Consider the following 24,679-nt stretch of genomic DNA (forward strand, 5'->3'; position numbering starts at 1 on the left):
AAAAAAACTTTTGGTTGTCGATATTTAAAGAAAAATACGGTATTTTCTAAAAAAATTAGTGTAACTTTAATGGTAAACATTGAATTTCCGTTTATGAAAAAGGTTTCACTACTCCTATTTTTGCTGACATCAACTTTCATTTTTGGTCAGAACAGTGCAGAAACTTGTGAAATATTAAACAAAATAAATGCCCTTGTTCAAACGGAACATTTTAGACCAAAACCTGTTGACGACAGCTTATCGGTTTTCGTTTTTGATAATCTCATTAACGAATTAGATCCTTCGCGTAACATTTTTTTGAAAAGTGAATATGACGAAATGGCAAAAAAATATCGCTATAATTTAGATGATTTAATTCTAAAAAACGATTGCAGTTTTCTTAGCGAAATCAAAACTACTTATACAAATGGTCTTTTGCGGACTAAAAAAGTATTAGAAAAAATTCAGACTTTACCGATCGATTACGATAAAAAAGACACGATTCGTTTTTACAAAAAGTCTTTTGCTTTTTATCTTAAAAAAGAAGACGTAGAAAAAGTCTGGATTAAAAAATTACGCTATCAAATATTAGATGATATCGCCGAAATGAGCGACAATTTAGATTCTTTAAAAACCAATTTTAAATCTATTGAAACTGTTTCAAAAAGTAAGATTGTAACCAACGAAATATGTCGTTTTAGCACTTTATTAGAAAGCAATACAAAACAGGAAGAAAAATTATATAATTTCTTTTGCACTTATTTTGATCCGCATACGGCTTATTTTAGCGATGATTCTAAAAACAGTTTTATGGCTTCTTTGTCCAAGGAACATTTATCTCTCGGAATGACTGTTAACTTAAATGAAAAAAATGAAATTATTATTGATGAGGTCGATCCGAAAGGTCCTGCTTATCAAACTGGACAGGTAAAAAAAGGAGATCAGATTATTTCAATTTCTAATCAAAAAGAAACTTTACAGGTTTCTTGCGCTTCGTTAGAATCCATCTCAACCATGATTTTATCGGAAACCAACAAACATATTACATTGACTTTGAAACGTAATTCAGGTAAAAGTTTTGATGTTTATATTGAGAAACAAGTAATGAAAGACGAAGAAAATTCGGTTTTCAGTTTCATGATTGGAAAGGAAAGTAAAGTTGGATATATCAAAATTCCAAGTTTTTATGCAGACTTAGACGGAAATAGTCAAAAAGGCTGCGCTGATGATGTTGCTCACGAAGTGATAAAATTAGTAAGAGATAACGTGAAAGGTCTTGTTATCGATCTAATTGATAATGGCGGAGGCTCGATGGAAGAAGCGATAAAATTGGCTGGAATGTTTGTAGATTCTGGACCGATTTCTATCGTGGTTGATAATAAAAAAGATAAAGCTGTAATTAACGATCCAATAAAAGGTGTTATTTACAGAGGTCCGATTGTTGTTTTAGTGAATAGCAATACGGCTTCGGCGAGCGAGTTTTTTGCATCAACTATGCAAGATTATAATCGTGCTTTATTATTAGGGAGCAATACGCTCGGAAAAGCAACTATGCAGACTATTCTTCCGCTTGAAGAAGACAAGAGTACAGATTTCTTAAAAATTACGATTAATAAATTTTACAGAATTACAGGAAAAAGCCATCAATATGTTGGCGTAACACCAGATGTTGTTCTTCCTGAATTTTATGAAGATATTTATCAGAAAGAAAGCGATTTTCCGACAGCATTGAAAAATGACAGCATTGAGCCTTTTTTGAAGTATAGAACATATGTCAAACGTAATTTGATTGACAAAATAGCTAAAAACAGCTCGACAAGACTTGCTGATAATTATTTCTTTAATAATATCAAGAAAGTTAATCTTAAAATAGATCAGCTTATAAATACTCCAAAATCAGAACTTCCGATGACATTGGATGCTATTTTTAAGCAGAAAAAGACTTTTGATGCTCTCTGGACAGAGATTAACATGTTTAATGATGAAAACAATCCGTTAGATATTTACAATTCAAGTATTAATCAATTTCTATTAGGTGCTTATCCAACCGATAAAACAATTAATCAATATCAAATGGACAATCTTAAAAAGAATCCGTATCTTAATGAAGCTGTAAATATTATCAACGAATTTAACAGCGGGGCTAAATAGATTGGTTTCAAGTTTAAAGTTTCAGGTTTAACCGCAAAGTTTGCTAAGAAAATTTAAGCTAATTTTCAGAAAACAGCAAAGTTCGCAAAGCAATACATATATAGCTTTGCGAACTTTGTATTTAGAAATGAATTTTTAACAAAAACCTTAGCGCACTTTGCGTTTAAACTCAACACAATCCACTAAACCTGAAACCTGAAACCTAAAACTTCAAACAAAATAAAACAATAAAAAAAGAGCAATTTTGTTTTTGGAAAAATAAGGAATAACCGTATTTTTGCATCACAAAAACTAATTATTAGAAATGGGAAGAGCGTTCGAATTTAGAAAAGGAAGAAAAATGAAACGTTGGTCTGCAATGGCCAAAACATTTACCAGAATCGGTAAAGATATCGTTATGGCTGTTAAAGAAGGCGGTCCAAACCCAGACGCCAATTCTAGATTAAGAGCTGTAATACAAAATGCGAAGGCTGCCAACATGCCAAAAGACAATGTGGAGCGCGCAATTAAAAATGCAAGTAATAAAGATACTGCTAACTATAAAGAAATTTTGTTTGAAGGATACGCTCCTCACGGAATTGCTATCTTAATTGAAACAGCATCTGACAATAATAACAGAACTGTAGCTAATATTCGCAGTTATTTCAACAAATGCAACGGAACAATGGGAACTCAAGGTTCTGTTGAGTTTATGTTTGATCATACTTGCAACTTTAGAATTGCTAACAACGGACTTGACGCTGAAGAATTAGAATTAGAATTAATCGATTTTGGTGCTGAAGAAGTTTTTGAAGACGAAGACGGAATTTTAATCTACGCTCCTTTTGGAAGTTTTGGTGCTATCCAGAAAGAATTAGAAAACAGAGGTTTAGAAATTCTATCTTCTGGTTTTGAGCGTATTCCGCAAATCACAAAAGAATTAACTGAAGCTCAAATCGCTGACGTTGAAAAACTAATCGAAAAAATAGAAGAAGATGATGATGTTATGAACGTTTATCATACTATGCAAGAATCATAGTTCACTTCTTTTAATTGATACAAAAGCTTTAGATTTTTCTAAAGCTTTTTTGTTTTAAAGAACTTTAACTTTTTAAATTCAATAAAAAAATTATATTTGCCAATATCAGAAATAGATTAATTTAAAACCTACATTTATGCAATCCTCAAAATTTATGAAATTTGCTGTAATAGCTCTAGTGATATTATTTATTGTCATCAGTGTAATTAGCTAAAAAAATACAAGCCTTCTAGATTTTAGAAGGCTTTTTCTTTATTACACGTATTTAAAGAAAACCATTTTTGGCAATCAAAATTTAGTAAAGAAATTCTATTTAAAATCACTTTAAACTAAGATCCGATTAATAAAGTGACCTATTTGCTACTATATTTGTGCAACCTCAAATTTAAAAAAATGCAAACATCTAAAATTACTCGAATTGCAGTCGTAGCACTAGTTCTTTTATTTTTATTACTAAGTGTAATCAGTTGCAGTGTTCATTCGCATACAAACACTACTCCAACTACAGGAAAAAAAATACCACCTGGACAAGCCAAAAAAATGAATGGAGATAAAAGCGCAAAAGCTTACGCTCCTGGACAGCAGAAAAAACGATAAAAAAAAGCCTTCTGAAAATTCAGAAGGCTTTTTTTTTTGCTTATTTTTTAGCAGCCGAATTTGATATTTTTATCAGATATGTTCCGTCTGGCAAATCGCCAATATTAATTGTATTTGTTTCTAATATTCTTTTTCCTTCAGAATAAACTTCGATATTTTTAGCTTTAGTTTCTGCCGAAGAAGCAACAACTGGAGGAGCTAGCTGTGCTTTTGCTGAAGGAGCGACGGCTTTTTTGGGTGTATTTGCAACTTGAGTTGTTTGTGGCGCTACAATAGTTGGTTTAGAACTATTATACGCTTCTAAAACTTGCTCATCTGTCATTGCTACGCTGTATAACTTTAGATCATCAATATCTGCGTTTATACTAGTTGCCGTATTTAATTTTCCAAGGCTTAGAATATAACCTTTTGCTGAACGCTGAATTCCTTCTACAGCTTTTAATAATTCACCATTACGGTAAATTTTGGAGACATTTCCCTCATAAGTAACGCTGTACATGTACCACGTTTCTTTTACAAGAGGAACGGAAACCACGAGATTATTTGCATCTCCCCAACCAACTAGACTTAAATCTGAAAGACCTGAAGTTGCAGGTTGTTGTATTAATGCAAAATATTGTCCATTTACTGGCGCTCCGTAATTAAAAATATAATTTGCCGTATTTACTGTATTGAACTTTACCCAAACAGAAATTGTCTTTGGTTTGTTTGCCTGCGGAAGTTCGCCTACAACAGCCTGAAGAGCTTTATTTGTCAATCTCAATGCACCTTTTGCAATTCCGTTCCGATCATTTACAAAAACAGGAGTTCCTAAAAAGGAAATTGAATTATCAGCACTATTTAAATTTCCATTGAAATTAAATTCCTGTACAGGATTTTGTGCATTTGAATTTAAAAAACTTACAAACATTAACGTGAGTAATATTTTTTTCATATTTATAGCTTTTATCAGAATAGAAGAAGTTAACGGCAAATATCAGGTAATGAAAATTTTAAATAATCAAAATGAATAGTCAAATTTTTCCTTTTACAATTTTCATAATTTTTGTTAAATCTATAATTTTAATTCAACACCAACAAATAATTCCTACACATAAATAACGAATTCTCACAAAAATCATTTTACATGCCTTTCAGCGATATTAGGCAAAAAAAATTAATTGTTCCTAAAACTTATTTTAAGAAAATATTACATCTCGTTTTTAAAAAAAATTAGATTAGAACAAAAACAATAAAAGCCTTCTAGCTTCCTAGAAGACTTTTATTCACTATTTCAAAAAAATTAATTGCTTTCGCAATAAAAAACTAATATTTAAAATTAAGTAAAGCCATTTTATTTAGATGTGATTTTTTTAGATGGATTAGTGCTTATTTTCAACAAATAAGTACCCTCTGGAAGATCATTAATATTCATCGCATTTCCACCCACTAATTTTTGCCCCTGAGAATATATCTCAACACTTTTTGTTGTATTAACATCGCCTGACGTTATAATGTTGCCATTTGCTGGTTTAACAATTTTTCCTTTAACCACAGTAGCTTTTGTTTGCTCAACTTGAGTTGTAGCAACCGAAAGAACCGGTTTCTCTTTCTCATACAAATCTTTAATCTGATCTGGAGTCATTGCAAAATCATAAATTTTTAAATCGTCTACATCAGCATTAATTCCGATTGTCGTATTGATTTCTCCTAATCTAAAAACATTACCATTTGTAGATCTAGTCATTCCCTCTAAATACTTTAACAATTTTCCGTCACGATATATTTTTGAAGTAACTCCTTCATATGTAATCGTATAATTATACCAAACATATTTTTCAAGCGGTGTAGAAACAATAACATCATTAGAAGCTCCCCACGCTGCTAAACTCAAATCTGAGTTAGAAGAAGACGTTCCTTGCTGTAATAAACCGCAATATTGCGCATTATAAGCATTTCCATAACCCCAAATATAATTGGCATTAGCGATATCATTAAATTTAACCCAGATACTAATTGTTCTTGCTGCTCTTCCTTGAGGAACGTTATCAATTACAGCTTCTAAGGCTTTATTATTTAGTCTTTGAGCACCTTTTACATTTCCTGACCTATCCGTCACAAAATTATCGGTTCCCATAAATGAGATTGTGTTTGCGGTATTGTTTAAAGTACCATTAAAATTAAATTCTTGAATTGGTGTTTGCGCATTAACATTCAAATAACATACAAACAATAGTGTAAGTAGTAATTTTTTCATAATAGTTAGATTTTGGGATTAAACACTCATGTTATTTTAACATAGTGCTAAACTAGACTATTATGAATTTTGCCGAAAAAAATTCCGACAACTTACCTAAATACTCGTTAAAACAACGAATTTCAATTGTTTTTATCGTTGAAATACGGTTTTATGCTTTATTTAAATATTATTAAAATTATAAGTTTAAATTAAATAGATTAATAATTTCTTACGTATTAATACGGTAAATTATCAATATTTTAAAATATAAAACATACCGTTTCCTAAAGTGAAAAACAAAAAAAACTCCATTCAAATTAAGAATGGAGTTTTTTAATATTTTAGAAAGTAAAAAACTTACTTTACAAATTCAATTTTTTGAGCTTCTTCTTCGTTAACACTATCAAAGAAACCTTGTTCATTCATCCAGTCATCACTAAATACTTTGCTCATGTAACGAGAACCGTGATCTGGGAAAATAGCAATAATGTTACTGTCTTTTGTAAACTCGCCTTCTTCTGCGTACTGCTTAATAGCTTGCATTACTGCTCCAGAAGTATATCCAACAAATAAACCTTCTTTACGAGTAATCTCTCTTGCAGAGTGAGCACTTTCTTCGTCGGTTACTTTCATGAATTTATCAATAATATCAAAATCTGTAGCTGACGGGATTAAGTTTTTACCTAAACCTTCAATACGATAAGGGTAAATTTCTTTGCTGTCAAATTCTTTTGTTTCGTGGTATTTTTTCAATACAGATCCAAAAGCATCAACTCCTAGTATTCTAATATTTGGATTTTTTTCTTTTAAGAATTTTGCAGTTCCAGAGATAGTTCCTCCTGTTCCGCTGCAAGCAACTAAGTGCGTAATTTGTCCTTTTGTCTGTTCCCAAATTTCTGGACCTGTAGTGTTGTAGTGAGCATCAATATTTAATTGGTTAAAATATTGATTAATATAAACTGATCCTTTTGTTTCTTCGTGTAAACGTTTTGCTACATTATAGTATGATCTTTCGTCATCTGCAGAAACGTGAGCTGGACATACATACACTTTAGCTCCTAAACTTCTTAGCATGTCAATTTTATCTTTTGATGATTTTGAACTTACTGCTAAAATACAATTGTAACCTTTAATAATGCTTACCATTGCTAAACTAAATCCTGTATTTCCAGATGTTGTCTCAATAATGGTATCTCCTGGCGAAAGAATTCCTCGTTTCTCGGCTTCTTCAATAATATACAATGCTATTCTATCTTTTGAGGAATGACCTGGATTGAAAGCTTCTACCTTTGCGTAGAAATTCCCTTCTAACTCTTCGGTGATTTTATTTAGTTTAATAAGCGGGGTGTTACCTATTAACTCTAAAACATTATTATAAGCGGTTATTTCTTCTTTCATAAAAAAATAGTTAATCAAAGGCCTTTTTAAATTAACCTTGATAGGTTGCAAATTTAACAAAAAAAATCTAATTAGCTTTTAATTTTTTCTAAATCTAACAAAAAACTAAATTCTTTTGCTAAGTCTTTCAAAGCCTCAAAACGTCCCGAAGCCCCGCCATGACCTGCGTCCATGTTCGTATCTAAAAACAAAAGTTTATCATTTGTTTTCAAATCTCTCAATTTTGCAACCCACTTAGCTGGCTCCCAATACTGTACCTGCGAATCATGCAATCCGGTAGACACATACATGTTAGGATATTCCTGCGCTTTTACATTATCGTAAGGTGAATACGACAACATATAATCGTAATATTTTTTGTTATTTGGGTTCCCCCATTCGTCATACTCTCCGGTTGTAAGCGGAATACTGTCATCCAGCATTGTGGTAATTACGTCTACAAAAGGCACCTGAGCGATGACTCCATTATATAATTTTGGAGCTTCATTAACAATAACTCCCATTAAAAGTCCGCCTGCAGATCCTCCTTCCGCATATAAATGCTCTGGAGAAGTATACTTTTGGTCTATTACAAATTTAGAGCAATCGATGAAATCTGTAAAGGTATTTTTCTTTTTTAACAGTTTTCCATCTTCGTACCATTGTCTTCCTAAGTCTTCACCTCCTCGAATATGCGCGATTGCGTAAATAAATCCGCGATCAAGAAGTGATAATCTGGTGGAAGAAAAATAAGTATCCATTGTAATTCCGTACGAACCATAAGCATAAAGCAACAATGGATTTTTGCCATTTTTCTCTAATCCTTTTCTATAAATCATCGAAATTGGCACTTTTACGCCGTCTCTTGCCGTTGCCCAAACTCGTTCTTCTACATAATTATCTTTATCAAATTTTCCGCCTAAAACCTGTTGTTCTTTTAAGATTTCTTTGGTTTTAGTCTTCATATTAAAATCAATTATAGAAGACGGCGTTGCCAATGATTGGTAACTATAACGCAAAATATCGGTGTCAAAATCTACGTTTGTTGTTGTGTAAGCATTATATGTTTCACTGCCAAAAGGAAGATAATAATCTGCCTCACCATTCCAAGGCATGATTCGAATATGGTTTAATCCGTTCGAACGCTCTTCTACAACTAAATAATTTTTAAAGATTTCGATATCTTCCAATAAAACATCTTCTCTGTGCGGAATAAGATCTACCCAGTTTTTCTTTCCCGTTTTGTTTTCAGGAGTTTTCATCAACTTGAAATTCGTCGCCTTATCTTTATTAGTTAAAATATAAAACGAATCTTCGTAATGCGAAATACTATATTCTAACCCACGTACACGTGGCTGAAAAACAGCAAATTCTCCATCTGGATTATTAGAATTCAAAATTCTATATTCTGTCGTCAATGTGCTTCCAGAACCAATAACAATATATTTTTTTGACTTTTCTTTACTGATAGACACATTAAAAGTATCATCAATTTCATCATAAACCAAAATATCTTTATCTGAAGCTGTATTTAATTTATGTTTAAAAACTTTGTCTGCTCTTAGCGTCGTTTCGTCTTGTCTAACATAAAAAATAGTATTATTATCATTTGCCCAAACTGAAGCTCCTGTAACATTTTCTACTTTATCTGCTAAAATTTCGCCAGTTTCTAAATTTTTAATTTGAATAGTATAAATTCTTCTTCCGACAATATCCACTCCAAAACTGGCAAATTTATTATCAGGACTGATACTCAAACCTCCTAATTTGAAATAAGCATGTCCTTTTGCCATTTCATTACAATTGAAAAGAATTTCTTCTTCAGCGGAAAGACTTCCTTTTTTTCTTGCGAAAATTGGATAATCTTGACCTGTTTCAAAACGCGTAATGTAAAAATATCCATTATAAAAATACGGAACTGAAGAATCGTCTTCTTTTATTCTCCCTTTCATTTCTTCAAATAGATTATCTTTTAAATCCTTGGTATGAGCAGTCATACTCTCATAATAAGCATTCTCTTGATTTAGATAATCAATTACCTCTGAATTTTCTCTGTCATTCAGCCAGAAATAGTTGTCAACTCTGGATTCTTTATGTTTTTTTAGTGTTTTTGGAATTATTTTAGCCTTTGGAGCCGATATATCATTTTGCATTGATTGAGCATTAATTTTTAAATATGAAGTCGCAAAAATAGTATAAAGCCAACAGAACAAAATTAATTTTTTCATAAAATATTCTATTGAATTAATACAGCAATATACTAATTTTGTCTGAAATAATTTAAAAAATCAACAAAAATGGATTTAATGGGAATGATGGGCAAACTTAAAGAAACCCAGCAAAAAATTGAGGATACTAAAAAGCGTCTAGATACTGTTTTAATTGATGAACAAAGCGCTGACGGATTATTAAAAGTTACTATTACAGCAAGCAGAAAAATAAAATCACTTTCTATTGATGATTCTTTACTAGAAGATAAAGAGCAACTAGAAGATTACCTGATTGTAACTTTAAACAAAGCAATTGAAAAAGCTACAAACGTAAACGAGAGAGAATTAGACGCTGTTGCAAGAATGGACATGCCATCTATTCCTGGAATGGATAATTTGTTTAAATAAAGGGACAAAGGTTCTGAGTTGCAAAGATTCAAAGGTTTTCTTTCTTTGCCACAAAAAAAAGAGGATGTTAAAAACATCCTCTTTTTTTTAACCTTTATTCCTTTGAACCTCTGCATCTTTGAACCTTCTCTCTAAAACTTCGAAAGTGTTTCTAGTACATATGTATGCATAACCTCTTTATAATCTAAATGCGTTACAATACGAAGTTTATTATGACCTAAAGAACTTATTAATATATTTTTCTGTTTTAATTTTTCAATCAATAGTTGGTCGCTGTAACCTTCTGCAAGAGAAAAAATTAAAATATTAGTTTCTACTGGTTCGATGGATGCTATCCAAGGTTTTGTGCTTAAGATTTTTGCAATTTCTTTTGCTCTGCGATGATCTTCTGCCAATCTTTCGATATTATGAGCTAAAGCATATAATCCTGCTGCTGCTAAATATCCTACTTGACGCATTCCTCCACCTAATATCTTCCTGATTCTCAACGCTCTGTAAATATCAGCTTTACTTCCAAGCAATACAGAACCAATTGGAGCGCCTAAACCTTTAGACAAACAAACCGAAATTGTATCGAAAATAGCACCAAATTCTCTAGGATTCTGTCTTTTAGCTACTAAGGCATTCCAAATTCTTGCGCCGTCCAAATGAAATTTCAAATTATTAGCGTCGCAAACCTTTTTTATTTCTTTTAAATCTTCTAATTCGTAACAAGCTCCACCGCCTTTATTGGTTGTATTTTCTACACAAACCAAACTCGTTAGCGGACTATGATAAAATTCTGGATCATTTATAGCAGCTTTAACTTGCGCAGCAGTTATCATTCCGCGATTTCCATCTAAAAGACAGCAAGAAACGCCGCTATTAAAAGAAACTCCTCCTCCTTCATAATGATAAACGTGAGCATATTTATCAGCAATTAATTGTTCTCCAGGCTGTGTATGAAGTTTAATTGCAGTCTGATTTGCCATAGTTCCAGACGGAAAAAAAAGCCCAGCTTCCATACCAAAAAACTCTGCTGTTCTGTTTTCCAATTCAATCACCGTTGGGTCCTGTTTGTATACATCATCGCCGACTTGGGCGTTAAACATATACTGCAGCATTTCATAAGTAGGCTTGGTTATGGTATCGCTGATTAAATTTATTTCCATATTCTAAAAACTATATCTTATTTTTGTATGCAAAATTACGTATTACTTATAGTTATTCTCAGCAAGATTTAGTAAAATTTAACTCGCTAGTTTCTCTAGACCAAATTAACGTAATAATTCTAAAAAAAATATAAAACCTATTAATTAATTTATGACAACAGCCGAACAAGTAAAAGGTATTGTGGAGCGCCTTGGTGCGTTGAGGAGGTATCTTTGACGTTGATGCCAAGCTAATCGAAATCGCAAACGAAGAAGAAAAAACTTTTGCACCCGATTTTTGGAATAATCCAAAAGATGCCGAAAACATTGTAAAAAATCTTCGAAACAAGAAAAAATGGATTGAAGATTATGATAAAGCCGTTTCTCTAACAGAAGAATTACAGCTTGCTTATGATTTTTATAAAGAAGGAGAACTTACGGTTGAGGAATTAGACGAACAATATGATTCGGCACAATCGCATATTGAAAACATCGAATTCAAAAACATGCTTTCTGATGAAGGCGACAGTTTAAGTGCTGTGGTTCAGATTACAGCAGGTGCAGGAGGAACAGAAAGTTGTGACTGGGCAGGAATGCTAATGCGTATGTACATGATGTGGGGCGAAAGTTATGGCTACAAGATAAAAGAACTTAACTTTCAGGAAGGCGATGTTGCTGGAATTAAAACCGTAACTTTAGAATTCGAAGGAGATTATTCGTTTGGATATCTAAAAGGAGAAAATGGTGTTCACCGTTTGGTAAGAATTTCTCCTTTTGATAGTAACGCAAAACGTCATACTTCTTTCGTATCTGTTTACGTTTATCCGCTTGTAGATGATAGTATCGAAATCGACATTAATCCTGCCGATATTGAAATTACAACTTCTCGTTCGAGTGGTGCTGGTGGACAGAACGTAAATAAGGTTGAAACTAAAGTTCAGTTAGTTCACAAACCAACTGGAATTCAGATTCAATGTTCTGAAACGAGATCTCAACAAGATAATAGACAACGTGCTATGCAAATGCTTCGTTCTCAATTGTATGAAATCGAATTAAAGAAACAACAAGCACAACGTGCTGATATTGAAGCCGGAAAGATGAAAATCGAATGGGGTTCGCAAATTCGTAACTACGTAATGCAGCCTTATAAATTAGTAAAAGACGTTCGTACAGGTTACGAGACCAGCGATGTAGATGGCGTAATGAACGGAAATATCGATCCTTTCTTGAAAGCTTATCTAATGATGATGGGACAGAAAGAGGAAGAGTAAAACAGTCTCAGTATTCAGTATTCAGTTTTTTTTTGATCAATCTCAGTTGACCGTCACAGTAAATTTGAAACCTGAAACTTTAAAACAAAAAAGTTATGATAAAATGGGCAGATGTAATTCATTTTACAAATAAAGGAAATCCAGCTCCTGAAAAGAGAGTGGAAAAAACGGAGGAAGAATGGAAACAAATCTTATCTCCAGAAGAATTTCAGGTTACTCGTTTAAAAGGAACTGAAAGATCTTTTAGTTCTGAATTATGCAGTTTGTTTGATCCTGGAATTTATGAATGTAAATGCTGCGGAACGGTTCTGTTTGATGCTAGCGAAAAATTCGAATCAGGAACGGGCTGGCCATCTTTTACACAACCAATCAAAGAAAATGCAATTGCTTACCATGCTGACAGATCTTATGGAATGGTTCGTGTTGAAGTTGTCTGCAATGTTTGTGATGCACATTTAGGTCACGTTTTTCCTGACGGACCTCCGCCAAGCGGATTACGTTACTGTATCAATGCAGTTTCATTATCAAAAATCAAAGAATAATTACAAAAGCGATTCCTAAAATAGTGAATCGCTTTTTTTTAATCATCACTAAATAAATGATTTAACAAAACAAATGTAAGCTATCACTTAACAATTAAATTATTTATTTTCTTACCACCATAAATTGAGGTTTCTGTTTCAAATTCAATCAAAAGCCTATCTACGCATTAAAAAACTCTTACTTAATTAATATTTTTAATGTTAATTTTTCAAAAATCACATCTTTATTTTAAACAATTATTAAGAAACACGAAAAATTAATTAGGTAATTAAAATCTAATTCATTTTATTTGGCAAAAAATAACCCTAAGTCGATTAAAATTTGTCAATGAGATCCTATTCAATTCAAGAAATCAATGAAGTTATTAATGGCGTAATTTACGGCACTACTTCGCAAACTATTACCGCTACCGAACAATTAGAAAAGGCAACCACTTCTTCAATTTCATTTATTGGAAACAAGAAATACGAAAAATATTGGTCGGCATCCAATGCTTCGATTGCTGTTGTAAACGAAGATATTTCGATTGAACCTGGAGAAAATCGTGCTTTTATAAAAGTAAAAAATGCCGATTTGGCAATGTCGCAGATTTTAGCCCTTTTTGCCCTGCCAGCTCCAATCTTTCATAATAATATTCATAAAACTGCAACAATAGACGAAACCGCTATAATTGGCGAAGGCGCTAAAATTGGTGCCGGCTGCTACATTGGTCCAAAAGTAGAAATTGGCGCTTATGCAGTAATTTACCCAAATGTTACTATTTTAGACGAATCAACAGTCGGAATAAATACCATTATTTGGTCTGGAAGTGTTATTCGTGAGCGTTGCCATATTGGAAATGATTGTATCATTCACCCAAATGCTACAATTGGTGCAGATGGTTTCGGATTTCGTCCTTGTACGGAAAAAGGATTAGTAAAGATTCCGCAAATCGGAAATGTGATTATTGGCAATGGTGTAGAGATTGGTGCAAATTCTTGTGTTGACCGCGGAAAATTTAGCTCTACAATTTTAGGAGATGGCTGTAAAATCGATAATTTAGTTCAAATTGGACATAATAGTAAACTTGGAAAGTTCTGCATTATGGCTGGAAACAGTGGCTTAGCAGGTTCTGTAACTTTAGGAAACGGAGTTATAATTGGCGGAAGCGCATCTATAAAAGACCATACTTGTATTGGAGATGGAGCTGTAATTGGTGCTGGCTCTGGAGTTACAGGAGATGTTCCTGCGGGAAAAACAATGCTAGGTTATCCTGCCGTTGAAGCTCGTGATGCATTAAAACAATGGGCGATCTTGAAACGAATGGTTTGTGCTACAAAAAAATAAAATTAACATATAAATATAAAAAACATCCGCTACAACGGATGTTTTTTGTTTTATAAAGCTTCACATTCAAAGCCAATAACTTTCATCAAGAAAATTACTTTTTCGATAATATCATCTTTACATTCAAATCTTAGAATATTATCGCAATCTTCGAGATCAAAATTCCACTTAGAATCTGGAAATAATCGATTCAGTTTAGGCGTTATTTTCTTCACTTTCGAAATACTATCAACATTTGTTTTGAATACAAAAATCATGTTTTTATTCGTTTTTAATTTTACTTAAAATTTTATAATCGATATAAAAAGTTCCAAATGGTATTATACAAGCCAAGAGAACTTTCCATGTTATATCCTTAAATTTCCAATTCTGCTCTACTCCAACACTTATTGCATTAAATATAAAAAGCAGAAATAAAGCACCGTGAATTGTTCCTACTGATCTTGTTAAAAATGGCATTTCAAAAACATATTTCATTGGCATTGCTATAAAAAGCAAGATCAAAAGTGATGTTCCTTCAAAGAATCCAATAATTCGTAAACGTCCGGTATTTGTTAGAAATAAATTTTTCATAATTATCTAAAATAAGGTCGGTTAGCAAAAGGTGAAAACGGCCACGGAATGGCAATGAAAATGATTAATAAAGCGATGGAAAACCAAACCAGCATCGTTTTGAATTTCTGCTCATCAGAAAATTTTCTTTTCGCTAAAGCGGAACCAATTGTAATAAAGATTATTGCAATCAACATCAAAAAGATATGAATTAGACCAAAAAATGAAGCATCCAAATTTTGAAATTCTTCTTTATAGTTTCTCCAGAAATATTTCACAATTGGACTCTGTAGATAAACCAATATTCCAAAAAGAAGCTGAATATGAGCAATTGTAGCCGTCCAATGACGCAGCAAATTATCTTTTTTAGTGAAAGGAAGTTTTTGAGAATAGCCTTTATAAGCAATAAAAATAGAATATAATAAGCTCAACAATACAAGCCATCGCATGAAAGAATGGCCAACTAAAAGCGTTTGATACATTGTTTTTTGATTTAGACAATGCAAATATATTTAAAAACATACTAATTAGTATGTTTTTGAAAAATAATTTTATTTCAAACCATTCAAATAACTCTTAAGTTCCTTTAAATAAATCAGATAAGAAGAATTATCATTTTGAAGTTTTCCGAAATTTCTTATTCCCCAATAGCCAGATAAGATAAAAAATGCGACCTGTTCACCGATAATATCTTTACGAATCAAGCCAGATTTCTTTCCTTTTTCAATTGAACTTATGATGGTTGTTTTCCACAAATCGACCAATTCAGTTAATGCTTCACTAAATTTCGTATTCCAAGGCGTCATTTCCTGCGTTAGGTTTCCGACTGGACAGCCATATTTTACTTGTAAAAAAGGATCTTCCAACAACAAATAAGAAATCATATTATAAAAATCTTCAATCGGATTTTGAGATGCTTCTGTTGGTTTTATAAAATGCTCCTGCATTGTTGGTTTCAGAATTTCTTCAATAATAGCAATTCCCATTTCATCTTTAGTTTTGAAATGGTAATAAAAAGCTCCTTTTGTAACCTGAGTTGTAGCAATAATTTCATCAATACTTGTAGTTTGATATCCTTTCGTATAAATCAATTCAAATGCTTTATGAAGAATGGTAAGTCTTGTATTTGCTGCTTTAGACATAAAAATACTAATTAGTATGAAACAACAAATTAAAGAAAAATAATTGGGTTATAATTTTTAAACACATAGAAACACAGATTCAGAATATGTAAAAAGGCGTTTCACTTATTGCAACAAACATAGTTATACTCGCTATGTGTTAGAAACTAGTTTCTTTTTATTTCCTTTTTTAAATTATAAATTCTATGTTTCTATGTGTTTAAATAAAAACAGCAACTAACTTCATCACAAAGCAATCGGTTTATTTCAATCGATTTTGTAAATTAGCCAACACTATTTTATAAAATCAATACTATATCATGGATTTAAACTTCAATAAAAACGAAGATCACAATAAACTACTCCTTTCAGAATTAAAACAAAAATTTGCCAAAGTAAAATTGGGCGGCGGCGAAAAGCGAATCGAAAAACTGCATGCTGAAGGCAAAATGACCGCTCGCGAAAGAATTGCTTATTTATTGGATGAAAATGCTAAAAGTATTGAGGTTGGAGGTTTTGCTGGAGAAGGTATGTATCCAGAACACGGCGGTTGTCCGTCTGGAGGCGTCGTTGTAAAAATTGGATATATTAAAGGAAAACAATGCATTGTTGTTGCCAATGATGCTACTGTAAAAGCTGGAGCTTGGTTTCCAATTACGGGAAAGAAAAACCTTCGCGCACAGGAAATAGCCATGGAAAACCGACTTCCAATTATTTATCTTGTCGACAGCGCTGGAGTTTATCTTCCAATGCAGGATGAAATTTTTCCAGATAAAGAACATTTCGGACGTATTTTTAGAAATAATGCGCAAATGAGCAGTATGGGAATTACCCAAATTGCAGCCGTTATGGGAAGCTGTGTTGCGGGTGGTGCTTATCTTCCAATTATGAGTGACGAAGCTTTAATCGTTGACAAAACAGGAAGTATTTTCCTTGCGGGAAGTTATTTGGTAAAAGCAGCAATTGGCGAAACCATCGATAACGAAACTCTTGGCGGCGCTACAACTCATTGTGAAATTTCAGGTGTAACCGATTATAAAGCGAAAGACGACAAAGACGCTTTAGATAAAATTAAAAATATTGTAGATAAAATTGGTGATTTTGATAAAGCTGGTTACAGCCGAATCAAATCAGAAAAACCAGCTTTAGAGCCAAATGATATTTACGGAATTCTTCCAAAAGCCAGAACTGAACAATATGATATGATGGAAATCATTAAACGTTTGGTTGATAATTCAGAATTTGAAGCTTACAAAGACGGCTACGGACAATCACTAATTACCGGTTATGCCAGAATTGACGGTTGGGCAGTTGGAATTGTTGCCAATCAAAGAAAAGTGGTAAAAACAAAAAAGGGCGAAATGCAATTTGGAGGAGTAATTTATTCTGATAGCGCCGATAAAGCTACTCGTTTTATAGCAAATTGTAATCAGAAAAAAATTCCGTTGGTGTTTTTACAAGATGTTACTGGTTTTATGGTTGGTTCAAAGTCTGAACATGGCGGTATTATTAAAGACGGTGCTAAAATGGTAAATGCGGTGAGTAATTCTGTAGTTCCTAAATTTACCGTTATTGTCGGAAACTCTTATGGAGCCGGAAATTATGCCATGTGCGGAAAAGCGTATGATCCGAGATTGATTTTTGCGTGGCCAAGCGCTGAGTTAGCCGTTATGGGAGGAACTCAAGCCGCAAAAGTTTTAGCACAAATTGAAGCTTCTTCGCTTAAAGCGAAAGGAGAAATGGTTGATGAGGAGAAAGAAACTGAACTTTTCAATAAAATAAAGGCACGCTACGACGAACAAACTTCTCCTTACTATGCAGCTTCTAGATTGTGGACAGATGCTATCATCGATCCTTTAGATACTAGAACCTGGATCTCAATGGGAATCGAAGCTGCGAACCACGCTCCTATTCAAAAACCATTTAATTTGGGTGTAATTCAAGTTTAGAATTAAGAATTCTCAATAATACGTTAAATAAAAAGCAAAAAACTTATTTTCAAGCTGTTTAAAATACACATATCATTAAAAATTAGTAACTTAGTATATAATTTTTAATCACACAGCATCATGGAAAATGTAAAAAGTTTGAATAAATGGGCGAATTCGCACACTTATTTACCAGTTGATTTAGTACGTATTGTTTTGGGTGGATTTTTATTTATGAAAGGTGTCTCGTTTGTCACTAATATTCAATACCTGCATGATTTAATTTCCCCTATAGATAAATTTGGAGGAGGAATGTTTATGCTGCATTACATTGCTCCTGCTCATATGATTGGTGGTATAATGATTATTTTTGGGCTATTGACACGTTGGGCTATCGCGGCTCAATTGCCTATTTTATTTGGTGCAGTTCTCGTAAACTTCATGGGAAAAATGCAATCTGAAAGTTTAATTTTAGCATTAATCGTTTTATTTATCTGCATTTTCTTTCTCTTTTACGGAAGTGGCAAACATTCTGCAGATTATTATTTTAAAATGCAACAATAACATCTTAAATCCTCAGTTTTTTAAATAAAATACTGAGGATTTTTTTTGAGTGTTAATTAATTCTATAAAATTTCATTAATTGTGTTTTATGACTTAAATTCGCCGACATGAATTGGATTCGTAAAACCGTTGTATTTATTGCACTTTTGATTGCAGGTTTGTTTGCTTATCAGGCAGACACAGCCTCTGTGCACATAAATGAGACACAAAAAACGGATTCTAATTTCTGCAAAGAAATTGGAGATTCATCTGCATTTATACAGCCGCAAGGAAGTTATCAGTTTGCAGCGAATATCAAAACCACTTCATCTGGGATATTAAAGTGTTTAGATTCTTTTCTACCTCTTATCCCACAACATCAAACAGTTACATCTACTTCAGCATACACAAAACTATTTACTACTCAAAGTAAAAAAGTTTCAGTCATACTTTATGCTTTCCATTTTTTCTGGTAAATAAAATTTGATTTTAGACGAAGATTATTCTTCAAACTATAACCGCTTTCTAACGAAAAGCCGGTGTATATCATTTATTTATTTCATTAAAAACATTATGGAAACTACAACAACCATTATGGGTATTGTGATTTTAATTATTGTCGCAATTCCAGTATATTTTTCTGCACGTTCAAGCGCTGCAAGTAAATCGAGAATTTTAAATATTAAAAAGAGATTTAATCCTTCTAATCCAGAAAGTTTTGATTTGACAGAATCGATCAACAATAAAACATTAACACTGGATCAAAAAAATAATAAATTCATTCTGATGAATTTCAATCCAAATCAGCAAGAATCAATTTTTGTTGATTTAAATACTATTGATTCATGTAAATTAATTCCAACTACAGACGCACATTCGAATACCATTATTAAAATTGATTTCGAATTTCAGGACAAAGAAACATCTAAAAAGATAATAATTCCATTCTATGATTTTGATGACGACCGCATCAAACAGATTAGTGTCTATCAAGATCATCAGTTTGCAAAAAAATGGCTTAAAATCATCCAAGATTCTATTTCAAGTTAGTTATTTAATTCAATTAAAGAGGCTCAAATTTGAGCCTCTTTTTTTTTGCCCTTTACATGATATTTGTCATTTTATCTCCGTCGTTGAAGTTTTAATTTTGATGTAAACTAAATCCGTCATTATGAAAATCTCTTTGACACAAAAGTACAATGTCCCAGGTCCAAGATATACAAGCTATCCGACAGTTCCGTATTGGAATGAGGCTGATTTTACAACCGAAAAATGGATTACTTCTTTGCAAAAATCATTCTCAGAAAGCAATTCAAAAAACGGAATTAGTTTATACATTCATCTGCCTTTCTGTGAAAGCATGTGTACTTTTTGCGGATGCAATAAACGCATTACCAAAAACCATTCTGTTGAAGAAACCTATATTAAGGCGCTTTTAAAAGAATGGCATTTATATTGCAAAATACTTCCAGAAAAACCTGTTATTAAAGAAATACATTTAGGCGGAGGAACTCCGACTTTTTTTTCTAAAGAAAATCTGGAATTGCTTATCAATGGAATTTTCAGTTATGCGATAAAATCAGAAAATCACGAATTTAGTTTTGAAGGGCATCCAAATAATACGACTCACGAACAGCTAAAAAAATTATATGATTTAGGCTTTCGCCGAGTAAGTTTTGGTGTTCAGGATTATTCTGCTACTGTTCAAAAAGCCATTAATAGAATACAGCCTTTTCATAATGTTGCCAAAGTTACCTTTTGGGCAAAAGAAATAGGTTATACTTCTATTGGTCACGATATTATTTTTGGACTTCCATTTCAAACTATTGAAGATGTTATCGATACGGTTGAAAAGACAAATTCTCTAAAACCAGACCGTTTAGCTTTTTACAGCTACGCTCACGTGCCTTGGATTAAAGGAAATGGACAGCGCGGTTTTAATGAAGAAAATCTGCCGAAAGATGCCGAAAAAAGACAGCTTTACGAAATAGGAAAAAAACTGCTTTCGCAAAATGGTTATCATGAAATAGGAATGGATCATTTTGCTTTAGAAACAGATAGTTTATTTAAAGCAGCTCATAATGGTAATTTACACAGAAATTTTATGGGATACAGTGCTTCTAAAACACAAGTTATGATTGGTTTGGGAGTTTCTTCCATTAGTGACAGCTGGTATAGTTTTGCTCAAAACACTAAAAATCTAGAAGATTATTATCAATTATTAGAATGGGACAAACTTCCTGTCGTAAAAGGACACATTTTAAATGAAGAAGATTTAATTATTAGAAAACATATTCTGAATTTAACCTGTGAACTTCAAACTTCGTGGACAAAAGACTCTTTAAATTTTAATGAACTTCCTGAAGTTTTAATTGCTTTAAAAGAAATAGAAAATGATGGTTTAATTGTCATTGAAGAAAATTCAATTAAAATTACAGAAGAAGGAAGACCTTTTGTACGTAACATCTGCATGGCTTTTGACTTGCATCTAAAAAGAAAGTCACCGGAAACAAATCTGTTTTCGATGACTGTATAATTAAGTAAGATATATTTTTAATGACAGTTTGGAGTCTGTTGCACAAATAAACTCATATTAGATGGTGAAATATAAGGAATTCCAAGTCCCAATCCTCTAAGAATAAAAAGGACTCCAATTATAACTGCAACATACGGAATTGCCTTTTGGATTTTATTTCTGAAAGGCAATTTTAGTAATGAATTTACATAAACTACAATTGTCATCAACGGTATTGTTCCTATTCCGAATAAAAGCATATAAAGAATACCAAAACCTGCACTCTGCATTGCAATTGCACCAAATAATGCAACGTAAACCATTCCGCATGGTAAAAAGCCATTAAGCAACCCAATTGTAAAAAGAGATTTATAACTTTTGTTTTTAAACTGGCTTCCTAAATTTGATTTGATTTTTGAAATGATTTTGTAAACAGGTTTTGAAAAATTATAATTTGCAAATTTCTTCTCCGGAATTAAAACCACAATAATCATGATTACACCGATTATTATGGACATTTTTTGCTGTAATCCGGCAAGAAAAAAGCCTCTTCCTAATAATCCAAAAATTAATCCGATTGTAGCGTAAGCCGTTAAACGACCGAAATGATATGTCATGATCTGCGTTACCTTTTTTGCTTCATTTTGTCTGTCTACAGGAAGCATCATAGCAATCGGTCCGCACATTCCAACGCAATGCAGACTACTGATAAGACCTAAAAAGAATGCTGAGAATAACATTTTGAGATTAGTTTACGTAAATCACTTCTTTAGTTAAATATTTTTTGCCTTCGTACTGCCATTCCATATTAACATCCCAGCGTCCTTTAATTAATTTTTTCTGTGGAATTGTCAACGAAGAGTTGGTTAAAGCAATCTGAGTATTAAAATCAAATTTTTTATTTGAAGGTCTATATAAAAGAATATTTCCTTTTACTTTTTCGCTTTCGAATCCAGCAGGAAAAGTTACAGATACACCATTATTCTCTGTATATTTTATTGACGGTTTATGCTGTAAATCATGCGCATTTTGAATTCTCGCCATTTCTTCCTGAAAGTGTGTGTCATGTTTGTAATATTCTTCGACAACCAAATCATTATCATATTTAGAATTTGATTGAACTTCAAAAACAAAATATAAAATAAATGTCATAAACAATACGAATGCAATGACGATTCCTGTTCCCCAATTAATTTTCATAATAATATATTTTAATTAAAATTGCGTGGTCCTAAGAAATTTGTTGTTGTAGTTTCTATGAGTTCAGAACCATTATAAACTCCTATTTTGACTTTTGTTTTATCGCTTTCTAAGAGAACTTCATTGATTTCTATAAATAATGTTCCTTGAGAAATTCCTTCTTTAGCAACTTTAAAATGCTGTTTTCCAACATTTTTAATTGTTCCCTTTTGATCGATCAATCCAAAATGAATATCGTTGTAATCTTTCATGGTTTTGTTTACAATTTTATAAGTGTAAACATTACTGATTTTATCTCCATTATGCTGAAACAACTGTCCTGGCAGACGTAAAATAACTGCTTGAACATCGGTTCTTAAAAATAACATTCCGACAAAAATGCTTAATAAGATGAAGAGAACTGCTGAATACCCTTTCATTCTTGCTGTAAACTTGAAAGGTTCTTTTTTAGCAATTTCGTCTTCAGAAGCATAACGAATAAGACCTTTTGGTAATCCAACAGATTCCATAATATGATCGCATTCATCGATACAAGCTGTACAATTTGTACATTCTAACTGCGTTCCGTTTCTAATGTCAATTCCCATCGGACATACATGAACACACTGAAGACAGTCTATACAATCTCCTTTTCCTGTTAAAGCTCGATTTTCCTTTTTATTAAACTTTGCACGCCCTTCTTCTTTTTCTCCTCGTACAAAATCATAGGCAACATTTATCGATTTATTATCTAAAAGAACACCTTGCAATCTTCCATACGGACAAGCTATGATACAAACCTGTTCGCGAAACCAAACAAAAACGAAGTAAAAAACACCGGTAAAAATAAGAAGCGCAATAAAATTACTTGCCTGCGAAATTGGACCTTGTTCTATCATCAAAAACAATTTGTCACTTCCAACTAAATAAGCCAAAAATACATTTGCGATAAGGAAAGAAATTAAAAAGAAAATAGTCCATTTTATGACTCTTTTTCTAATTTTTTCTGCATTCCATTCTTGTCTTGCCAAACGAGTTTGTGCTCCACGATCTCCATCAATCCAATATTCGATACGACGAAAAACCAGCTCAAGAAAAATGGTTTGCGGGCAAATCCATCCACAAAAAATCCTTCCAAAAACAACCGTAAATAAAAGTATGAAAACAACACCAATAAGCATTGAAATCACAAAAAGATAAAAATCTTGAGGCCAAAAAGGGAATCCAAAAATATTAAAACGACGTTCTAAAATATTGAACATCATAAACTGATTCCCATTTACCTTAATAAACGGATTTATAAATAAAATTGCCAATAAAACGTAACTGACAATCTTTCTATAATCATAAAATTTACCAGACGGTTTTTTAGGGAAAATAAATTTCCGTTTACCACCTTCATCTATAGTTCCGATGGTATCTCTAAACGCTTCGTCTGGTAAATTTGACATGATATTTGTATTCTAATTATTTTTTAACTGCTGTGGTATCTATTTTTGGTGCAACAGCTGTTGCATCGTTTATTGGGGCGCTTTCATCTACCCAAACTTCTCCTTCTGGTTCTTTTGGATCTTTCGGATTACTTCCTTGTAAAGACAAAATATAACTGGCAACTTTCTGAATTTCTTTTGGTTTAAGAGTTCCTTTCCACGAAATCATACCTTTACCGTCTCTACCTCCGTTTGTAATTGTGTGGAATAGATTTTTAATTCCACCTCCTAAAATCCAGCGGTCATCTGTTAAGTTTGGTCCAATTTGTCCTCCTCCATCTGCTCTGTGGCAAGCCGCGCAGTTTGTTGTAAAAATTTCTTTTCCGGCGGCTAAACTTGGTTCATCGGTAAGTAAAACAACTGTTTTTTCATCCATTAAATCTGGTGCTGTTTTTAGATATTCTTCAACATCAATTTTTGCCTGAGCCATTTCTTTTTTCAACTCCATTTCTTGATTGTCAGCTCCAAGAACATCGTAACGAATCACATAGATTACACCGAAAATGATACAGATATAGAACAAATACACCCACCATGGCGGTAAATTATTGTCAAGCTCTTTAATTCCATCATAATCATGATCCATTAAAAGTTCGCCTTCTTTTTCGATTGGTGACGTTTTAGTCAGCTTTTGCATCAAATTTTTAAACCATGTGCTTTCCTTTAAGCTTAAGCTATCTTCAAACTCTTTCTTTGCTTTTTCTTCTGGTGTCATTAATTGATACATAACACGATTTACGGCACTAAGCGTAATTTCAATAGCAATTAAGATAAACAAGAATGCAAATAAGAAAACTGAAATCATTGGAAATTTTACAAACGCTGGCTTATCTCCTGAGTCTACAAAATACTCCATCAAACCAAATACGATGAAAAAAATCAACGGCACTCTAACATATACTGGGAAAAACTTTTTCATTTTTATCTATCTTTTGTAATTACACTAAGTCCTTCATCTAAAGGTATATTACTCATTTCCTGAATTTTTTCTTTTCTATAAGAGAATACCCAAATGCCCAATCCTACAAAGAAGAAGAAGAAAATCAAGAGGGAAATAATCGGGTATAATTCTACACCCGATATTGTTTCCATATTGTGTTTTATTTGTTCGAACATAATGCTG

26 protein-coding genes are annotated in these 24,679 nt (G+C 32.5%); 12 read left to right on the forward strand and 14 right to left on the reverse strand.

The annotated features are described in order from the left end of the window. The first annotated feature begins 93 nt into the window (after positions 1 to 93). The 3 genes from P0R33_RS04005 to P0R33_RS04015 all read left to right on the forward strand — a co-directional run bounded on the left by P0R33_RS04005 (position 94) and on the right by P0R33_RS04015 (position 3,745). Positions 94 to 2,130, forward strand: coding sequence for a carboxy terminal-processing peptidase (locus P0R33_RS04005; protein WP_276174287.1), 2,037 nt, complete (start codon positions 94 to 96; stop codon positions 2,128 to 2,130). Positions 2,131 to 2,434: 304 nt separating this feature from the next. Next, positions 2,435 to 3,148, forward strand: coding sequence for a YebC/PmpR family DNA-binding transcriptional regulator (locus tag P0R33_RS04010; protein ID WP_184164613.1), 714 nt, complete (start codon positions 2,435 to 2,437; stop codon positions 3,146 to 3,148). A gap of 393 nt (positions 3,149 to 3,541) precedes the next feature. After that, positions 3,542 to 3,745 (forward strand): hypothetical protein, encoded by a 204-nt coding sequence (locus tag P0R33_RS04015; RefSeq protein WP_276174288.1) that lies wholly within the window; start codon positions 3,542 to 3,544, stop codon positions 3,743 to 3,745. A gap of 40 nt (positions 3,746 to 3,785) precedes the next feature. On the opposite strand, the gene P0R33_RS04020 is transcribed toward P0R33_RS04015, so the two are convergent. From P0R33_RS04020 to P0R33_RS04035, 4 genes are all read right to left on the reverse strand, one after another. Beyond that, entirely contained in the window at positions 3,786 to 4,679 is an 894-nt protein-coding gene (locus P0R33_RS04020; protein ID WP_276174289.1) for a LamG-like jellyroll fold domain-containing protein, read from the reverse strand. Positions 4,680 to 5,078: 399 nt separating this feature from the next. Further along, the gene (locus P0R33_RS04025; RefSeq protein WP_276174290.1) at positions 5,079 to 5,981 is read right to left on the reverse strand and encodes a LamG-like jellyroll fold domain-containing protein; all 903 of its coding nucleotides are present in this window, start codon (positions 5,979 to 5,981) and stop codon (positions 5,079 to 5,081) included. A gap of 339 nt (positions 5,982 to 6,320) precedes the next feature. Next, the gene (locus tag P0R33_RS04030) at positions 6,321 to 7,361 is read right to left on the reverse strand and encodes a cysteine synthase family protein (protein ID WP_091491556.1); all 1,041 of its coding nucleotides are present in this window, start codon (positions 7,359 to 7,361) and stop codon (positions 6,321 to 6,323) included. A 71-nt stretch (positions 7,362 to 7,432) separates the two neighbouring features. Then, positions 7,433 to 9,568: a S9 family peptidase gene (locus P0R33_RS04035; protein WP_276174291.1), complete on the reverse strand. Its 2,136-nt coding sequence runs from the start codon at positions 9,566 to 9,568 to the stop codon at positions 7,433 to 7,435. A 69-nt stretch (positions 9,569 to 9,637) separates the two neighbouring features. Between P0R33_RS04035 and P0R33_RS04040 the strand changes: the two genes are divergently transcribed. Further along, positions 9,638 to 9,958 carry a YbaB/EbfC family nucleoid-associated protein gene (locus P0R33_RS04040; protein WP_276174292.1) on the forward strand — a complete coding sequence of 107 codons (321 nt, stop codon included), beginning with the start codon at positions 9,638 to 9,640 and terminating at the stop codon, positions 9,956 to 9,958. Between the two features lie 131 nt (positions 9,959 to 10,089). Here P0R33_RS04040 and P0R33_RS04045 read toward each other — a convergent pair whose 3' ends face one another. Next, a complete protein-coding gene (locus tag P0R33_RS04045) occupies positions 10,090 to 11,109 on the reverse strand; it encodes a GntG family PLP-dependent aldolase (protein WP_276174293.1) in 1,020 nt (339 codons plus the stop codon). Positions 11,110 to 11,260: 151 nt separating this feature from the next. Between P0R33_RS04045 and prfB the strand changes: the two genes are divergently transcribed. The 3 genes from prfB (at position 11,261) to lpxD (ending at position 14,228) form a co-directional block, all read left to right on the forward strand. After that, positions 11,261 to 12,359, forward strand: a protein-coding gene (gene prfB / locus P0R33_RS04050; protein WP_276174294.1) for a peptide chain release factor 2 whose coding sequence is annotated in 2 segments (ribosomal slippage) — positions 11,261 to 11,323 and positions 11,325 to 12,359 — 1,098 coding nt in all. Because the reading frame shifts where the segments join, the coding sequence is not laid out codon by codon here. Positions 12,360 to 12,454: 95 nt separating this feature from the next. Then, complete coding sequence (gene msrB / locus P0R33_RS04055; RefSeq protein ID WP_276174295.1) at positions 12,455 to 12,901, forward strand: peptide-methionine (R)-S-oxide reductase MsrB; 447 nt, start codon at positions 12,455 to 12,457, stop codon at positions 12,899 to 12,901. Between the two features lie 328 nt (positions 12,902 to 13,229). Continuing rightward, positions 13,230 to 14,228 carry a UDP-3-O-(3-hydroxymyristoyl)glucosamine N-acyltransferase gene (lpxD, locus tag P0R33_RS04060; RefSeq protein WP_276174296.1) on the forward strand — a complete coding sequence of 333 codons (999 nt, stop codon included), beginning with the start codon at positions 13,230 to 13,232 and terminating at the stop codon, positions 14,226 to 14,228. Positions 14,229 to 14,278: 50 nt separating this feature from the next. On the opposite strand, the gene P0R33_RS04065 is transcribed toward lpxD, so the two are convergent. The 4 genes from P0R33_RS04065 to P0R33_RS04080 form a co-directional block, all read right to left on the reverse strand. After that, complete coding sequence (locus P0R33_RS04065; RefSeq protein ID WP_276174297.1) at positions 14,279 to 14,485, reverse strand: hypothetical protein; 207 nt, start codon at positions 14,483 to 14,485, stop codon at positions 14,279 to 14,281. A 4-nt stretch (positions 14,486 to 14,489) separates the two neighbouring features. Next, on the reverse strand, positions 14,490 to 14,801 hold the full coding sequence (locus tag P0R33_RS04070; RefSeq protein ID WP_276174298.1) for a DUF3817 domain-containing protein: 312 nt from the start codon (positions 14,799 to 14,801) through the stop codon (positions 14,490 to 14,492). 2 nt (positions 14,802 to 14,803) lie between these two features. Further along, positions 14,804 to 15,262, reverse strand: coding sequence for a hypothetical protein (locus tag P0R33_RS04075; protein ID WP_276174299.1), 459 nt, complete (start codon positions 15,260 to 15,262; stop codon positions 14,804 to 14,806). Positions 15,263 to 15,331: 69 nt separating this feature from the next. Then, complete coding sequence (locus P0R33_RS04080; RefSeq protein ID WP_276174300.1) at positions 15,332 to 15,922, reverse strand: TetR/AcrR family transcriptional regulator; 591 nt, start codon at positions 15,920 to 15,922, stop codon at positions 15,332 to 15,334. Between the two features lie 299 nt (positions 15,923 to 16,221). Between P0R33_RS04080 and P0R33_RS04085 the strand changes: the two genes are divergently transcribed. The 5 genes from P0R33_RS04085 to hemN all read left to right on the forward strand — a co-directional run bounded on the left by P0R33_RS04085 (position 16,222) and on the right by hemN (position 20,908). Then, positions 16,222 to 17,850, forward strand: coding sequence for a carboxyl transferase domain-containing protein (locus P0R33_RS04085; protein WP_276174301.1), 1,629 nt, complete (start codon positions 16,222 to 16,224; stop codon positions 17,848 to 17,850). Positions 17,851 to 17,970: 120 nt separating this feature from the next. Next, entirely contained in the window at positions 17,971 to 18,393 is a 423-nt protein-coding gene (locus tag P0R33_RS04090) for a DoxX family protein (protein WP_276174302.1), read from the forward strand. Positions 18,394 to 18,500: 107 nt separating this feature from the next. Next, complete coding sequence (locus P0R33_RS04095; RefSeq protein WP_276174303.1) at positions 18,501 to 18,848, forward strand: hypothetical protein; 348 nt, start codon at positions 18,501 to 18,503, stop codon at positions 18,846 to 18,848. A gap of 97 nt (positions 18,849 to 18,945) precedes the next feature. Further along, complete coding sequence (locus P0R33_RS04100; RefSeq protein WP_276174304.1) at positions 18,946 to 19,422, forward strand: hypothetical protein; 477 nt, start codon at positions 18,946 to 18,948, stop codon at positions 19,420 to 19,422. Between the two features lie 121 nt (positions 19,423 to 19,543). Further along, positions 19,544 to 20,908, forward strand: a complete 1,365-nt coding sequence (hemN, locus tag P0R33_RS04105) for an oxygen-independent coproporphyrinogen III oxidase (protein WP_276174305.1) — start codon at positions 19,544 to 19,546, stop codon at positions 20,906 to 20,908. Positions 20,909 to 20,925: 17 nt separating this feature from the next. On the opposite strand, the gene P0R33_RS04110 is transcribed toward hemN, so the two are convergent. From P0R33_RS04110 to P0R33_RS04130, 5 genes are read right to left on the reverse strand one after another with little or no spacing between them, the layout of a single operon-like run. After that, a complete protein-coding gene (locus P0R33_RS04110; protein ID WP_276174306.1) occupies positions 20,926 to 21,627 on the reverse strand; it encodes a sulfite exporter TauE/SafE family protein in 702 nt (233 codons plus the stop codon). Positions 21,628 to 21,634: 7 nt separating this feature from the next. After that, positions 21,635 to 22,087: a FixH family protein gene (locus P0R33_RS04115; protein ID WP_276174307.1), complete on the reverse strand. Its 453-nt coding sequence runs from the start codon at positions 22,085 to 22,087 to the stop codon at positions 21,635 to 21,637. 11 nt (positions 22,088 to 22,098) lie between these two features. Beyond that, positions 22,099 to 23,517, reverse strand: coding sequence for a cytochrome c oxidase accessory protein CcoG (gene ccoG, locus P0R33_RS04120; protein WP_276174308.1), 1,419 nt, complete (start codon positions 23,515 to 23,517; stop codon positions 22,099 to 22,101). Between the two features lie 16 nt (positions 23,518 to 23,533). Beyond that, positions 23,534 to 24,475: a cbb3-type cytochrome c oxidase N-terminal domain-containing protein gene (locus P0R33_RS04125; protein ID WP_276174309.1), complete on the reverse strand. Its 942-nt coding sequence runs from the start codon at positions 24,473 to 24,475 to the stop codon at positions 23,534 to 23,536. A 2-nt stretch (positions 24,476 to 24,477) separates the two neighbouring features. Next, the gene (locus tag P0R33_RS04130; protein WP_111378528.1) at positions 24,478 to 24,672 is read right to left on the reverse strand and encodes a CcoQ/FixQ family Cbb3-type cytochrome c oxidase assembly chaperone; all 195 of its coding nucleotides are present in this window, start codon (positions 24,670 to 24,672) and stop codon (positions 24,478 to 24,480) included. Positions 24,673 to 24,679: the final 7 nt, after the last annotated feature.

Source organism: Flavobacterium sp. YJ01 (assembly GCF_029320955.1).
Taxonomy (GTDB): Bacteria; Bacteroidota; Bacteroidia; order Flavobacteriales; family Flavobacteriaceae; genus Flavobacterium.